Origin of the sequence: Bradyrhizobium sp. dw_78 (assembly GCF_018449525.1) — a bacterium.
In the GTDB taxonomy this organism is placed as follows: Bacteria; Pseudomonadota; Alphaproteobacteria; order Rhizobiales; family Xanthobacteraceae; genus Bradyrhizobium.
In genome coordinates, this window is the sequence record NZ_JAAVUS010000012.1 from 67,831 (window position 1) to 82,003 (window position 14,173).

The 14,173-nt window shown below is 59.2% G+C and carries 14 protein-coding genes and 1 tRNA gene; 3 read left to right on the plus strand and 12 right to left on the minus strand.

Features of this window, described 5'->3' with window-relative positions; genetic code table 11:
* Positions 1-336: 336 nt before the first annotated feature.
* Positions 337-681 carry a GrlR family regulatory protein gene (locus HB630_RS25245; RefSeq protein WP_213775423.1) on the minus strand — a complete coding sequence of 115 codons (345 nt, stop codon included), beginning with the start codon at positions 679-681 and terminating at the stop codon, positions 337-339.
* 538 nt (positions 682-1,219) lie between these two features.
* On the opposite strand from HB630_RS25245, the gene HB630_RS25250 reads away from it, so the two are divergent.
* Both HB630_RS25250 and HB630_RS25255 read left to right on the plus strand, forming a co-directional pair.
* Positions 1,220-1,672: a VOC family protein gene (locus HB630_RS25250; RefSeq protein ID WP_213775424.1), complete on the plus strand. Its 453-nt coding sequence runs from the start codon at positions 1,220-1,222 to the stop codon at positions 1,670-1,672.
* Between the two features lie 295 nt (positions 1,673-1,967).
* Positions 1,968-2,609, plus strand: coding sequence for a glutathione S-transferase N-terminal domain-containing protein (locus HB630_RS25255; RefSeq protein WP_213775425.1), 642 nt, complete (start codon positions 1,968-1,970; stop codon positions 2,607-2,609).
* Positions 2,610-2,637: 28 nt separating this feature from the next.
* Here HB630_RS25255 and HB630_RS25260 read toward each other — a convergent pair whose 3' ends face one another.
* From HB630_RS25260 to HB630_RS25270, 3 genes are read right to left on the minus strand one after another with little or no spacing between them, the layout of a single operon-like run.
* The gene (locus tag HB630_RS25260) at positions 2,638-2,790 is read right to left on the minus strand and encodes a hypothetical protein (protein ID WP_249781057.1); all 153 of its coding nucleotides are present in this window, start codon (positions 2,788-2,790) and stop codon (positions 2,638-2,640) included.
* Positions 2,791-2,812: 22 nt separating this feature from the next.
* Positions 2,813-3,064: a porin gene (locus HB630_RS25265; protein WP_249781054.1), complete on the minus strand. Its 252-nt coding sequence runs from the start codon at positions 3,062-3,064 to the stop codon at positions 2,813-2,815.
* 32 nt (positions 3,065-3,096) lie between these two features.
* On the minus strand, positions 3,097-3,354 hold the full coding sequence (locus tag HB630_RS25270) for a PilZ domain-containing protein (RefSeq protein ID WP_213775427.1): 258 nt from the start codon (positions 3,352-3,354) through the stop codon (positions 3,097-3,099).
* Between the two features lie 193 nt (positions 3,355-3,547).
* Between HB630_RS25270 and HB630_RS25275 the strand changes: the two genes are divergently transcribed.
* Positions 3,548-3,622: transfer RNA gene (locus HB630_RS25275), tRNA-Glu, on the plus strand.
* Positions 3,623-4,062: 440 nt separating this feature from the next.
* Here the strand turns inward: HB630_RS25275 and HB630_RS25280 are convergent.
* From HB630_RS25280 to HB630_RS28710, 8 genes are all read right to left on the minus strand, one after another.
* Entirely contained in the window at positions 4,063-4,626 is a 564-nt protein-coding gene (locus HB630_RS25280; RefSeq protein ID WP_213775428.1) for a hypothetical protein, read from the minus strand.
* Positions 4,627-4,789: 163 nt separating this feature from the next.
* Positions 4,790-5,563 carry a hypothetical protein gene (locus tag HB630_RS25285; RefSeq protein ID WP_213775429.1) on the minus strand — a complete coding sequence of 258 codons (774 nt, stop codon included), beginning with the start codon at positions 5,561-5,563 and terminating at the stop codon, positions 4,790-4,792.
* Positions 5,564-6,488: 925 nt separating this feature from the next.
* Positions 6,489-6,692 (minus strand): glycosyl hydrolase 108 family protein, encoded by a 204-nt coding sequence (locus HB630_RS25290; RefSeq protein ID WP_346656139.1) that lies wholly within the window; start codon positions 6,690-6,692, stop codon positions 6,489-6,491.
* Between the two features lie 81 nt (positions 6,693-6,773).
* Positions 6,774-7,820: an acyltransferase gene (locus tag HB630_RS25295; protein WP_213775430.1), complete on the minus strand. Its 1,047-nt coding sequence runs from the start codon at positions 7,818-7,820 to the stop codon at positions 6,774-6,776.
* A gap of 100 nt (positions 7,821-7,920) precedes the next feature.
* Entirely contained in the window at positions 7,921-10,077 is a 2,157-nt protein-coding gene (locus HB630_RS25300) for a hypothetical protein (RefSeq protein ID WP_213775431.1), read from the minus strand.
* A complete protein-coding gene (locus tag HB630_RS25305; RefSeq protein WP_213775432.1) occupies positions 10,074-10,358 on the minus strand; it encodes a hypothetical protein in 285 nt (94 codons plus the stop codon). The genes HB630_RS25300 and HB630_RS25305 overlap by 4 nt, the downstream gene beginning before the upstream one ends.
* A 54-nt stretch (positions 10,359-10,412) precedes the next feature.
* Positions 10,413-14,042 carry a phage tail tip lysozyme gene (locus HB630_RS25310; protein ID WP_213775433.1) on the minus strand — a complete coding sequence of 1,210 codons (3,630 nt, stop codon included), beginning with the start codon at positions 14,040-14,042 and terminating at the stop codon, positions 10,413-10,415.
* Positions 14,035-14,169 (minus strand): hypothetical protein, encoded by a 135-nt coding sequence (locus tag HB630_RS28710; protein WP_276571642.1) that lies wholly within the window; start codon positions 14,167-14,169, stop codon positions 14,035-14,037. Before HB630_RS28710 ends, HB630_RS25310 begins: the two co-directional genes overlap by 8 nt.
* Positions 14,170-14,173: the final 4 nt, after the last annotated feature.

Consider the following 14,173-nt stretch of genomic DNA (forward strand, 5'->3'; position numbering starts at 1 on the left):
CCTCCATTGGCATCGCTCGGCGAAGTCCTTGCGTTTTCAGCGTAAATTGTTTTGAACCTTTTGCTCGGATCCCTAGACCTAATTTGTGCTGGGGATTTAAGGGCCCAGTGAATAGAGCAGCGCCACCTAGCGAATATACTCCGCTTAGGGGGCGCTGTTGTTTTCTGGCCTTGAGTGCCTATGTCTCGGCGTACGACGCCAGCGACGACGCGCCCTTGCGATCCCCAGACGCTGGCGGCCGAAAACCCCGCTCACCCCCTGTGCGGGGTTTTCTTTGCCATTAAGAACCGTCATATACGGCCTTTCGTGACGATCTCATCGCCACGCTACAGCTCATCAATCCGCCAGCTTCTTCAACGTCGCGCGAAAACTCAGGCTGCGATTGCCTGCCAGCGTGGTGCCGAAAACCTCGGCACGGCCGGCGGCAAAGGTCCCGGAAAATCCGCTGGTCACTTCCTGCCCGCCAAATAACGGCCGGATGAACGGATCGGAAAACGGCGTGTGCTGATTGGTGCTGAGCTGTCCCTTCCAGGTTCCACCGCCGACGGTGTAAGTGCCGACGGACCAGAAATAAGGCCCGCCGCCGAACAGCACACCGTCGCGGAGAATGAGCACGCCGCTGTCGCGGCCTTTTACGCCGTCGAGCATGTGGATGTGGATGGAATAGAGCCCATTCTGCATGAAAAAGCCGCCGCCCTTCCGGCAGCGCACAATACAGCCTGTGCGGATGAGCGTCGAGAAGCGGAAGATGATCGGCTGGCGTCGCGAACGGCCGCCAGCAAAACTCCGGCCCTAACGCGAAACACCCCGCCCTTTTCAGACGGGGTGTACTCACACCGCGGACGGTACGCATACTCTCTACCCGCCCGCGACATACGATGTCGGCAAAGGATTAAAAAAAAGAAAAGTATTGGAAAGATCGACAGGCATCTTCAGGGAACCGGATGATCTTCGGACATGGCCGACACCTGAACAGCAAACGGCGCTTCCGGCCCGAAAATTTTTGCAGGCAGGCCCGCGCTAATACACGCCGCACAGACCGGATTTCCGGGCCACGAAGAACCGCTCGACCGCCGGCGAGCCCGAACCGCATTCGCCGCTCATCGTATTTACTCCTCCAGACATCGCACGGCCCCTGCCCTCTGCGCCACTTTACTGCTATTCAATGCCCCGCCCGAACCCACACGGCAAAATCTCCAAATGTTCAAGGAGCAAGAACATGCGTTATCTCCACACCATGCTGCGTGTCCGCAATCTCGATGTCGCGCTGAAATTCTATCAGGACGCCCTGGGATTGAAGGAGGTGCGCCGCATCGACAATGAGAAAGGGAGATTCACACTGTTGTTCCTGTGCGCACCCCAGGATGAGAGTCTGCTGAAGAATCTTCCTGCGACACGCGGCGCGCCGCTGGTCGAGCTCACCTATAATTGGGATGAAGAGAAATACGGCGAGGATCGCTTTTTCGGTCATCTCGCCTATGAGGTCGACGACATCTACGCCACTTGCGACCGCCTGATGAAGCTCGGCATCACCATCAACCGCCCGCCGCGCGACGGCCAGATGGCCTTCGTCCGATCGCCCGATCTGCATTCGATCGAGCTGTTGCAGAAGGGCGAGGCCAAGCCGCCCGCAGAGCCATGGGCTTCGATGCCGAACACAGGACATTGGTAAGCGGTGCTTCACCCATTGCAGGAACAAGCTCTCCCCTCGCACGTTCTCTCTTCAATGAAAGCTTTGAAGGAGGAGACGATGGGACGAGGAATTCTGCTTTGGCTTTTAGGCGTGCCTATACCGGTGATTATCTTGTTGTGGCTGTTTCTGGGTCGTTGAATATTGCGGCCATGCACATCGGGCCCCGCGCCATGCGCGGGGCTTTTTGCGTGGCGCTATTTTTTAAGGCGGTGCGCGCTTCCGAAAATTCCGATATGACCCGCGAACAAGGTCAATGGGCCATCGGAGCAAACGCGTGCCGGACAAGGGACAAATCACGATTTGGGGCCGGGCCAACTCGGTCAATGTGCAGAAGGTGCTGTGGTGCCTGGCGGAGTTCGACCTCGCCTATGAACGGATCGATGCCGGCATGGCATTCGGCCGCAATCGCGAGCCTGATTACCTTGCGATGAACCCCAATGCGCGCGTGCCGACGCTGGTGGATGGCGACTTCGTGCTCTGGGAATCCAATTCGATCATGCGTTATCTCGCGCTGGCCTATCGTCCGGAATCGCCAATCTACCCGCAAGCGCCGCAACGGCGCGCGGCCATCGACCGCTGGCTCGACTGGACGCTTTCCACCGTGCAGCCGGCCGATCGTCCGGTATTCTGGGCGCTGGTGCGCACCCCTGCGGCACAGCGGGACATGGTTGCGATCCAGAAGGACGCCGACGCGGAGGCTATCGTTTGGCGGATCGCCGACGAACAATTGGCGACGCGGCGCTTCCTCGAAGGCGACGATTTCACGCTGGCCGACATCTCGGTCGGGGCCTACGCCCGGCGCTGGTTCGGCGTCGAAGGCATCAGCAAGCCGAAGCTGCCGCATCTTGAACGCTGGTTTGCGCAATTTTCCCGCCGTCCGGGCTTTCAGCGATTCCTCGCGCCGCCGATGTCGTAGCGCGCCAACGAGCGGCGTCGAACCCCGATCAGAAGCCGCCACGCTCGAACAGCAAAACGCCGATGATGACGGCCAACGTCACGGCCGTCACCGCCAGCCGCCTGGTCCAGCTCAGCCTGCGGCCGATCCACCACAGCATCGCGCAGCACATCATGACGGGAACAAGGATGTCAGGGCGCAACGGAGGGGGGCTTTCTGCTCGATCAGCGCGGCCCCGCGGACCCGCTGACATCAACGCGAACGGCGCCGCCGACCTTCATGCAGGTATCGGTACCCTCAACTTTCATAAAGCCGGGACCGAACGCGGCGCAGGGATTGCCGGCGCCCATGCCCTTGACCGGGAGCAGCCTGCCGGGCGAGACGGCATAGTCCGGCTTTTGGCGGGCCGCCGGATCGGCCAGAACCGTCGAGCCCGACAGGACGGTAACAAGCATGGCGAGGAAGACAGTCCGCATCGCGCCTGTTTATCGCTTGCAGGCCGATTTTGCTACCGCACGAATTTCAGGCCCAGCGACTTTCCCCGGCGCCAGACCACCTCGCAGCTATGTCCCGTTCTGGCATCGCGCGAAAATGCCAACCGCAACCGGCCGGCCAACGCGCTGGGATCGTCAAGCGTGATCATGGCGCCCGAACTCGAAATGTCCTGCACCACACATGGCCGTGCGGCAAAGCCGCCGTCGAGGGTGATCCAGCCGGGCCGGCGCAGCGATTTGCGCGGGTCCCGTTTCCTGGTTCCTGCCTTCATTCGGGTTGCTCCTGGAGCCGCCCTTTACTGTCGCGGTGCTTTAAAAACCGTTGCAACCGGCATGGAATCATGGGCTATTCCGGGTGCTGGAACATGCCCGATTTGCCCCCAGAAGCCTGATATCGGCGGCTTGCCCGGCTGCCGAAAGGTCATTATACGTCTGCCGGGCCGTGGCCTTATGGCCAATAGTCTAGCTCCCTTCGTCTATCGGTTAGGACGCCACCCTTTCACGGTGGAGAGAGCGGTTCGATTCCGCTAGGGAGCGCCAGCAAAATCAAGCACTTAGGCAATCCGCCTCGCCGAGTGTCCAACATCTGTCCAATATACGGGTGTGGATGTACGTGGAAGCGCTGCTCTTAATGGCAGTGCTCGTGGCGCTCATGGTGATCGTATTCGTCTTGTCTCTGTGGCCGATTCGGTCCGAGCGGCAGCTTGCCTTACGGGAGGCACTCATCTGCGGCCGCCGCGAGGCAGATCATCCTCGCGATATTTGATGGCCACCGCCGCAGCGGGAGAAAATCACGCGGCACGGTAAGGCGGCCGAATTCGACGTGTTAGGCGCAGCGTAATTATTATTTGGGATTCGGCCATTGCTGGCCCGGAGCGATGGGCTTTGACGGTGCAGGCCCCGGCAACGGAGGCAGCGTGATTTCTAGCATCTTCCATTCTCCCAAATGCGTACGGACATAGGAACAAGAGATCAGCTATTCAATGAATTGCAGTATTATCACGATCGCCGTTACTTTTCCCTTCGTCCTTCAAAACAGCTTCAATTTTGCTTTTCAATGTGGCCGCATTGTCACGTGCATAGTCGCGATGCTCTACCCCGCACTGGTGGAGAAGATCCCCCAGTCTCTTGCTGAATGCCTGCCAGCGATCGAGTAGTTCGCTCTCCGTGATTTTCCCCAATTTCACGTACTCAGAGAAAAATTCCACTTCCTCGGCGAGGGCATGGAAGCGTGCGGCGTGACCGAACCATTCGAAACGTTTTCCACCGCTGCCAACGACCAGGCTATAAATCGCTAGGAACGTAGCGAGAGCACCGAATACAGCCCATACGGGCGTAAGCGCTGGCGGATTAAGCTTGTCAAGCGCACCGGTGACCAACGAGATAAGGACGGAGATAAGGACGGACCATCGGACAAGCCCCTCGATTTGACTGGCGCGCCGCATGAGCTCGTCGCAGATCAACTCGTTGTATCGAAAGCGTGTGTACAATTCAAAAAGCTTGGTCTTGTACTGTTCGATATTTGCAATGAGACCGGTGCTCACCAATTAATCCCCCCACTAACAGCAAGCAAAGATCAGTATACCATCGTTAGTTATTTCAACCAATAGGCGAATCAGGAAATGGGTCGTCAGGTTACGAGTCGGGCAACCTAGCCGCCTGGCGCGAGATGCGGCCGGTTACGCCGGCGCATCTCGCGGAGATGTCTCACGCGGCTTCTTCTTCGTCTCGCTCGATCGGAAAGCCGCTGAGTGATGACAGCAAACGGACGATCATGCCCAACTCTTCGTAGTGCGATTCCTTGATAATCCCGTCGTGCAAGTAGAGAACGTGAGCGATAGCCTGAACTCGCAAGCCTGCGGGCGTTTGCGCCTGGATCTTCGTCATCCGATCGAAGACGCTATATAGTTGGTCCGAGATCTCGTCTTCGGCTTTGTTCGCCTCTCGAATTCCCGTTGCCTCCCCCACTTCATGGATGGCTCGCTTATAGTTGTCCCAGACTGAAAGCAGCTCAGTTGCCCGCTTTTGACGGTGAGTATCCGGCCAGGATTCCCATAGATGCTCAAACCCTTTGACTGGCGGAAGACCGTCCGTGTCCTCCGGTCTCTCCAGGTGGAGCTTTTTGTAATCATCCTCGGAGCCTTTGAAGGCCCATTGCCTAAACTCGCGGCCGCGGCAGTTTTCGAGTTCACCGGTGTTGCACCAAAGCTGCCTTTTCCCATCCTCGGTGCGGATCACGTAGCCTACTGGGTCGTCGAGACGCCAGCGTAATGCCTCGGGCATCTCAGGTTTGGCTTTTAGGTAGTCTTTGCGCCGAGCGGAGGTTTCAGTGGACGCTAGACCGAGGCGCAGCTTTAGGTCCTGCAGTTGATCGAATAGCTCGATAAGAACCTCGTCACCATTCGAGCTGTAGCGCTCCGGAAGGTCCGGGGCGCTCGTCGGAACGAACGTGGCGATCGGCAGTGCAACGATTGAATTCATGAGGAAACTCCTACGGGTACTGATAGCGGGCGCAGATACACTCGACGCGTCGACCGGTGGGGAATTTCCGTGCGTTAAGGTTGTCATGAGAAGGCTCACTGGTTTTCGGCTTTCGACAGCCGTCGCCCCGTGTCAGACGAGACAGCCGGGGGGTCGAAACCAGCCAGTGAGACTGGTAGAGCGTTTTTACGGTTTCCCGCTGGACAGCGCGCTCTCCCCCGGCCATATTCGGCCGGTCGGAGCCACGCCGCCAAGCGTGCCCGTTGAGCCCCTGGGCTCATATCCGCGGCCCTCGACGCCAATCGAGAGCACTGATCCTTAGATGGATTGCGGGTAGTCACTGGTCCGGGTTTCGACACCCACAGACATACTCTCATTGATTTGGTGATTTTTCAATTAATTTCCCCTCATCGGGGAATCGTGTTTGCATGGCTAGGCCATGGATGCACCAGACGTCATCACTCCCAAGGAATTGGCAAGGCGGCTCGGCTGGTCTGAGCGGCGCGTGCGCAACCTAGCGAGGGAGATCGGGGCTTGCCGCGTTCTCGGCAACCGCATGGTACTCATCAAGGAGGATGTCGAAGCGATTTTGGAGGCGACCAAGCCAAAGCCGCTACCGACTTTTTCGCCTCGCCGGCTATGGCGGTCAGGACCAGCGTTCCCGAGCGGCGGCTACGCTGAACTTTTGAAACTTCGGGAGCAAACGGAAAAGCCAAAGCGGCCTCGCCGGCCAAGAGGGAGATTGTCAAGATTCAAGCCGAAAGACGAAGTCTGACCCATCCCATCGGGACGCTTTCGCGCGCGCGGAGGTTGCGCTAGGCTTGGCACTCTTGCCTTCGACCTTCGGTTGCGCTTGGATACCGCCGGGCCTGGGGGAGATTTCTTTGCAATGAGGATCTGGATTGTCGTAGCGCTTTGTGCTGCCTTAGTCGGCTGCGCAGCGTCGAGACAGGAAGTCGCTGCGCAACGGCAGACCCTTTGACCGCCGGTATTTGTCGTATTCCCGCTGAATGATGCCTTTATGCGTCCGGCCGCCGGGATCATGCGGATCGTCCGAGTTGCCGCCCTCCTGCTTCAGGGTAAACGGCAGGCAGATCGCGAAGCGCGTATTTTCGGAGGTGTCGACCACGGCAGGTCTCCCATTGCGGGATGACCTTCAGGGGAGCATGGATGTGTCGCAACGCACCGCCAGATCAAGGTAGGGAAGCAGCTATTCCGCAGCCACGACTTCAACGTGGGCGGCAGAGTCAAGCTTAAATTTGCCTGACAGAATAGCTGACAGCGGCTTGATCAGCCTGCGCTCGACGAAGAAATAGACCAGCCACGCCACCAGAGCCATACAAGCCGGCACGGCAACGGCGCGTAATATCCATGCGTTCGCCGGGACGTTTAGCCACTTGATAATCATGAGACCGATTTCTTGGTGAACCAGATAAAGCGGATAGCTGATCAAGCCGATCCATGAGATCGGGCGTAAAACCGCAACTATGTATCTGTTGCGGGGGCAAAAGGCGGCGGCCGCTACGAGAAGCGTGGAGACCCAAAGAAATTCGGTCCTGCCTTGGCCTATTGGCGCCGACGGCTGCACAAAACCAAATTTCAGATGATACAGATCGAGAGCCCAAGCGAAGAGAATTGCCGCCACTCCCGTGGAGACCTTGCGACGGACGATCGCCGCAATCCCCATGCCGCAGATAAAAAATGGAAAAAAATCAAACGAACCGTTTATCGCCAATCCGGTCGTCAGCGTGTGCAAGAGCGCAACAATACACACGAACCAGATCAACCGATCCCGAGCGCCGACGATTATTCCAGCGAAGCATACAACGTAGAACTGAAACTCAACAAGCAGTGACCAGTAGGCTCCGTCCGGCATTTGAAAAGGAACCCGAAAAATTCCAAGCGTCGGAGCCGACACTAAAAAACTGACATAATCCCACCACGAAATAACCTGCCGATCCGACAACATCAGCTCTGGGAACTTCGATTTCAGATATGTCGTGAGCGCACCACAGACGATCAGAGCCGGCATCAACCGTCCCAATCTCTTGGCATAGAACTGCCATCCAGAATGGGAACTCTCAACGCTGAATGGGATGCAATATCCGCTGATCACGAAGAACAGCAGGACGCCATAGAAGCCATGATTCAATATTGGGATCTGGACATAGTGATACCAGACGACAGTCAGAATCGAGGCACCACGCAAAAAATCGATTGCGGTTGATCGATCGACGCCTGCCCCACGAACCTCCATGACGCGCGAAGCATAGCGACATCACGGAAAGGTTGCAACATCACGTTAGAAAACCGTGGGCGCGATAATATTGGCGCCTACCTGCGGACCTTGAAATTCGTCAGAATGCCTGATCTTCGCCGATTGCGCCGGTAACGAGAGTGCCGCCGTTGTTGACAGTCGTAGTGCATCCGTTCGGCTCTACGCCGCCAACGATAAGGGCTCCCGCATTGCTACCGCTTTGCTTGGTGATGAGATTTTGGCAGATTCCGCCACCACCGCCAGTGACAGTGTGAAGCCTGACGATCGTACTGCCAGTGACGAAGGAATAGATTGGATTGGCAAGACCTTCGGAATGCCATCCATCAATATCAACCACTCCGCCAGTGGTAATGTCGAGGCCGTAGGTGCCCGAAACCGGACCCCCGCTCTCAACCACGGTATCGACAAGATGGATATATGCTGCACCGTACGTAATAACAACGCCCGGATTGGTAGTGGTTCCGTAGAGATTGCAATATAGGTTGCGGCCACTGAAGTTCGCCGCGCCGCCGTAACCAGTGTCACCTAGAAGGCATATGCGGTCGCCCGGATATATAGTGACATTGTCGTAGATCAGGTTTTGTTGTGCGCAATTCGTATACAGCATCGCGATGCCGCTACCGGCACCGCCGGTTCCCGTGAACAGTTGCATATCACGGATGGAGACGCCGAAGCAGGCGAGTTGCGCCGCCCGATCACCTAGGACAACAAAAGTGACATTGGGGCCATCACTATCGCATTGCTTCAAGATGCTTGAGGTCGGCCCCGCTGCACGAAAGACGACTCCCATGGGCACGACCAGTCCGTTGCAGACCTTGGAAGCGCCGGCCGGGACGTACACACTTCCATTAGTATGCCCACCGGCATCAGGCGAATAGACAACATAGCCAGCAAAGGCCAGAGCGGCATTGATGGAGGGACCGTCATCGGTAGCAGCGGCGTCCCCGCCCGCATGAGTGTAATTTTGAACCGCGCCGAACTGGCGGATGTTGGTGTTCTGATCCGCGATGATTTGCCAATGATTCCCGACAGCGTCGGTGAAAGAGCCTAAAGGGGATGTGACGGCAGTTATCGTAATGGTAGGCTGGGTTGTACATGGCAAATCGCGGCCCAGAGATCCTGAACCGCCCAAAGTGAGGACATTGTTTACGTTGTACGCGTTGCCGGCATTTGAGATACTAAATGCCAACATCGCTCCACCGGAGATCGTGACTGTGGCTGTAAGCCCAACACCGTCGCCCCCCGTGGCTTTAACCCCCGGATAAGTACCTGCCGTACAACCAGCGCCGGCATTGGTGGTGGTTTCTGAAGAGACAAAGCTGTCGATGAAGGCTGCCGATCCGACATTCTTAAACGTCGCACCGCCGCCATCGCCGGGCTGGGCATAGCCGCCAGTCTGGATCATGCCGAAGGTGTGAAGATCGGTTGCCGCTGCGGCTGCTCTTGATGGCAAGAGTACGGCGCCGTTAGAGCTGCCTCCGGCCGATATCACCGTTGGGTTAGTCCCAGTGAAAGCGATCCCAGTGCCGGGGACAAAGGTTGGCGTCGAGATGGTGGTGGGGTTAGCGCCGGTGAATGTGATGCCGTCGCCGGCCGCAAATGATCCGGATGGCGCGCCAATACAGGGCGTGAGATTTGCGCTGCTGTCGAAGCACGCTCCCATGTTGGCCCGGTTGGCGGCGGGCGGCAGCGTGGCGAGCGTCTCGCCGGCGGGCGCGCGGATCACACGTCCAGTGACATCGTTGATCTTGTCCCAGACCTCCCGCAGCATCGCGACGATATCGGTCAGCACCTGGTTGAGGTTGCGGGCCGGAACGCCGGTGTTCTCATTGAACTGAGAGACGCGCCGCGGTCGGCGGGCGCCGACGATCTGGACGGTCCCGGTCTGTACATTCGTGAAGGTTAGTACAGCGTTCGTGATCGGACGCGGCAAATTGGCAAGCGGACCGCTCGGGCTGGTGATCGTCCATCCGAACGTCGGGTCATTGAAGGCGACGTTGACGCCATTCAACCAGACTTCGACCCAATCCTGGTAGTCGGTCGAATCCCCGTAAATCGCGAAATTGACCGCACAGGCGCAGTTCGATGCCGTGATACTGTAAGAAGTCCGCCGCTCAGTATCGGGAAGCGCCGGAACTGGCGTGGGCACTCCGGCGACACTGGCCGCGATCGACGACAGCGTAATGGCTGTTGTAAGGGCAGCGAGAACCAAAGCGCGGATGCGGCGGGTGATCACTTCCCGATCACCTCAAGACGATCAGCGAGCTCCTCAAACGTATCTGCGATCGCGCGAAGGTATGCCGCACTGTCGCGGGCGTCATGGATCATTCCCCCGTAGATCGACGGCTCGGCCTTGACCGCAGCCAAGAGCGCTGCGCGAGGCAGCGCGCCTAATCGCGCGGTGATCTCGGTCAGCGTCGGTACGGTCGCGAGATGTTGGGCAACATCGAATGCTGCGGGGGAAATGTCCCGGCCGAGATAGATGGGCGCGAAGTCATCGTGCGTTTCATCGGTCATAGACCGATGAAAGTCGGCCCAACGTTTAGTCGCAACGCACCGAAGCGCGTCGCCCTATCCCGCTATCGCCATCGTGCTGTCGATCGGCGAATTGACGATGTCCCTCTTGCGATAGGCCTGCACGGCTTCGTCATGGTACGGCTGGCTCGGGTCAAACCGGATGCGCGCGGGGCGACCGTTCTGACCCATCATCATGCCCCACCGGCCATTCGGGTCTTGCAAAATGACCTGATAGCTTGGCGGCCGGCCTTGAGCGATGTCAGACTGCGTGGTGGGATCAGATACAAGCGCGCGTGGCGCTGCGTATTGTCTCTGACCGACGATTGAGCGTCTGTCCTCCGCGTACTTCACATCCCTGTCCATGTAGGGCTGCATCTGCTGATACCGTGCGGCAGCGGCTTCCGGCGTGGCATAGGACGGGAATTTGTCCCAGCCAACCCTTTCGACATGTTCGAGCGCTTGCTGCGACGGCTTGGCGGCGAGCCCGCTCTCGTCCGCATTCGGCGCCACGTCCGTGAGCACCTTGCCGCCCCACACCGTCGGGATGCTGTAATAGCGGCCGTCGTGCTCCTGCGGTATCGCCGCAAGCGTGAGGCGAGAACCGTCCGGAGAGCTGACGCCGCCCGGACCGGTAACGTTCGATTGGTGGATCTTGAAAAGATTCTGCTCCTCCGGCGTCAGATGCAGATCGGTAAGCGCACTATAAAAATTGCGCGCAGGATTATTACCCGCCTCGATGATTTTGCTGAACGGCGTGATGTCAGCGGCGCTGCGGCCGCCCTGCTGTCGCGCTTCGTAGGCGTTCGGATACGAGCGGCGCGGCGACTGTTCGACGCCAAGCGCGTTCGCGACCTCCTGATCGAGTTGCTTTGCGATCCAATCGTAGGAACCGTTGACCATCGGATAGTAGGCTGGATTTTCCGGCGCATAGGCCATAACCCGGTTATTGTTCGTCGGCGAGACGGCGTATTTCATCTTCAGCCGTTCCATCGCGTATTGGTCCGCCATCGTGGCGTCCCGGCTAACGGCAAATCCTTCGCGGTAATTCGCATCGTAATCGGCCTTCAAAGCTCCAGCAGCCATGGCTGGGGCCTCGCCCGCAGGCGCATTGGCGGTGGTCCCGATCAGGGGCCAGCCCGTCGAGAATTTCGACACCACCTTGTCGGGCGAGACGTTTTTCAGCGCTTCATCGGCGACGTCATCGGACGCCTTGCGGGCCTCGATTTCCTGCGGCAAGTTGAGGGTCTCCATCTTCTTCGCCAATGCGTCCGGCGTGTAGAATGAGATCATCGACTGCCATGCGCGCAGGTCGCGCAAGCCGTCGGGAAATTGTTTGTTGAATTGCATGGGATTCTGCCGTTGCAGGCTATCCATGAACGAAAACGCAGCGTTCATTTTGGCCTGGTCACCCGACCGGGACATGCCGGTGATGCTGTCGGCCAGTTTCGTCTTGTCGAACAGCGTGGTCAGGTCCTGAGGTTGCAGTCCGGACGAGAGACCTGCGAGCACGTCCGGCCCGTTCGGCCCCTGCAGAGCGGCCTGCACCTGGCCAACGTCCTGTTTGTCGAGCACGGACAGCGGTGCCGTTTGCCAGTTCTGCGCGCCGAACTTGGCAATTCTGCTGCGCGCCGCGAGTCCTGCGGCGAGCCCTTGGGCCGAAGAGACGTCCAGCGGCCCCGGATCCTTCACCTTGTCCGGGAAGTTCGCCACGGTGGTAGCGATCGGATTTTCGTTCAGACCGGTGTTGATCGCGTTGTACCTGCGCTGCAGATCGGTGATCAGTTGCGAATTGCCGGGCGATAGACGGCCGGCGTTGCCCGCGGCGGTCAGGTCGGTGATGTTGGACTGCTGCACCACCAGTGGCGCGCGTGCGCTCTGTCCGGCAAGGTCCATGACCTCGCTGTCGTGGGCGATGGTATCGAGCAGAGCGGGATCTCGTGCCACCCGTGCGGCGTTCACAATGTCATTGGCCAGTTGCAACGGCGGCCGGCTACCGCTCTCGCGGTAATCCTTCATGATCGTCTGCCACTGGGTATAGGCGGCGGTCCCGAGCGTGCGCGCCCGGTTGGCCTCGAGCCACATGCTGCCGGCCGGCCCCATCGACATGTCCGCGGGCCTGCCGTTGAAGATCTGCCGCGCCAACGCCCTCCTGGACTCGTAGCCGAGTCCAGCGGCGGGGTTTTGCTGCGTCCAGCCCTGCGGCCGCTCATAATCGATGAACGCACCAGCGGCGTCCTCTGGCGTCGTGGCGGCCTGTAGCTTGGCGAGCGTGCCGGCTTCGGTGGTGTGCAGCTCATGATCGATAAAGTCGACCTGGGTCTGTAGGTCGGACACGGGCTTGCCCTGCGCAGCCGCGAAGGCCTTCAGCGCCGTCAGCCGCTCATTGTGCCACTGCGCGAGGCCGCCGGACGTCCCATTGTCGCCAACAGCGGTCGGATCGACACCCGATTCATGAACCACATTGCCGACAATGCCGGCTGCTGCGATCGGGGAATAGCCTTTGGCGATCAGAGCCGAGTTTACGAAGGTGATGGCATTGGCCCCGTGCAGGGCCGCAAGCTGCTTGGTCTGCTCTGCAAGCGGCTGCTGGCCGAAGGAGTCGTTCAGAGGCTTCCGGATGAACGAGGAATAGACCGCAGCGGCAAGCCCGGGGTCGCCCGCCTTGCGCGCGCTATCGGCAACATGCTCGACCATGTCAGAACTGACCTCGCCGCCGGCCGCGCTCACCATCGACAGGTCGTTAAATGAGGCTCGGGCTTCCGCCACATCCTGATGGCGCAGCGCCTCGTTGGCGCGAATGTCGGCAGTGGCCTTGTGGAAATAGGCTTCGCGCTGTGGCTGGGAAAGCTGGTAGGCTGGGTTGACGAGGATATCCTGGGCCTTTGCCATAGCGCCGGCATAGCCCTGATTTTTGTAGGTCGAGTCTACGTCATACAACCATCTGCTGGCGCCGGCCTCAGAGTGAAAGGTCTGCCGATCAAAGTCGGCCTGTTCCTTTGAGTATCCGAACAGCGGATTGGCCGCGCGGGCCGATATCGCGGCGTCCACCTGTGCGAGACGGCTCTGCACCGCGGGATCGGCGAGCGACGCACCGCCGCGCAACATGGCCAGCACGTCATCCTGGGCGCTGGTCTGCGTCGCCGTGAGCGCGCCGTGCTGCCTGGTAAGGTCTAAATTGGCGGCCGTGTTCGTGATTGCATTGAAGTGCTGGGTCTGAAGCTGATCCGCCTGCTGCTGGATCGCGAGGCCGACTTCGCCGCCGCCATGATCAGCGGTGTATCTGGCCTTCCACGCATTGGCAGCCGCATTAAAGCCGGCCGGATCAGTCGGGTATTTCTGGTGAATGTCGTTCATCTCCTGCGAGATGACATTCGAGTGCTGGGCGATCGTGCCTGCTTGCACGGCTGCGCCATACGCCTCACCGGCTCGTCCAAAGATGACCGAGTTGGCAGGATTGACGATGTTAACCGAGCCGTCGGCGTTCAGCGTGACCTTCTGATTTTGCAGATCGTCCGCCGCTTGCTTCTTCGCCATGTCGGTGGCGATATCCATGGTGGTATCGGCCACCTTGGACATGGCATTCGCCATCAGGTCAGCATTCTGCTGGATATCGCCGCGCGACACCGACGACTGCGGCGCGGTCGAGGTGACGATCTGATTTCCGACTGTGGGAAGGTCAACCATCTGTCGGTGTCCCGTTCGAGGCAAATGCCGCGTCGATATTCGCCAAGGCGCGCGTGAGCGAACTGATCAGCGGTTCTGGCGGCGGCGCCGGGCGCAGCTTTGCGCGCATCTCGGCGAGGTTGATCACCTTC

Excerpts from the sequence above, each read along its gene's own strand:
- HB630_RS25245 (WP_213775423.1), bottom strand. The coding sequence starts at position 681 with ATGCAGAATGGGCTCTATTCCATCCACATCCACATGCTCGACGGCGTA.
- HB630_RS25250 (WP_213775424.1), top strand. The coding sequence starts at position 1,220 with ATGCGTTATCTCCACACCATGCTGCGTGTCCGCAATCTCGATGTCGCG.
- HB630_RS25265 (WP_249781054.1), bottom strand. The coding sequence starts at position 3,064 with ATGCGGACTGTCTTCCTCGCCATGCTTGTTACCGTCCTGTCGGGCTCG.
- HB630_RS25270 (WP_213775427.1), bottom strand. The coding sequence starts at position 3,354 with ATGAAGGCAGGAACCAGGAAACGGGACCCGCGCAAATCGCTGCGCCGG.
- HB630_RS25285 (WP_213775429.1), bottom strand. The coding sequence starts at position 5,563 with ATGAATTCAATCGTTGCACTGCCGATCGCCACGTTCGTTCCGACGAGC.
- HB630_RS25295 (WP_213775430.1), bottom strand. The coding sequence starts at position 7,820 with ATGGAGGTTCGTGGGGCAGGCGTCGATCGATCAACCGCAATCGATTTT.
- HB630_RS25305 (WP_213775432.1), bottom strand. The coding sequence starts at position 10,358 with ATGACCGATGAAACGCACGATGACTTCGCGCCCATCTATCTCGGCCGG.
- HB630_RS25310 (WP_213775433.1), bottom strand. The coding sequence starts at position 14,042 with ATGGTTGACCTTCCCACAGTCGGAAATCAGATCGTCACCTCGACCGCG.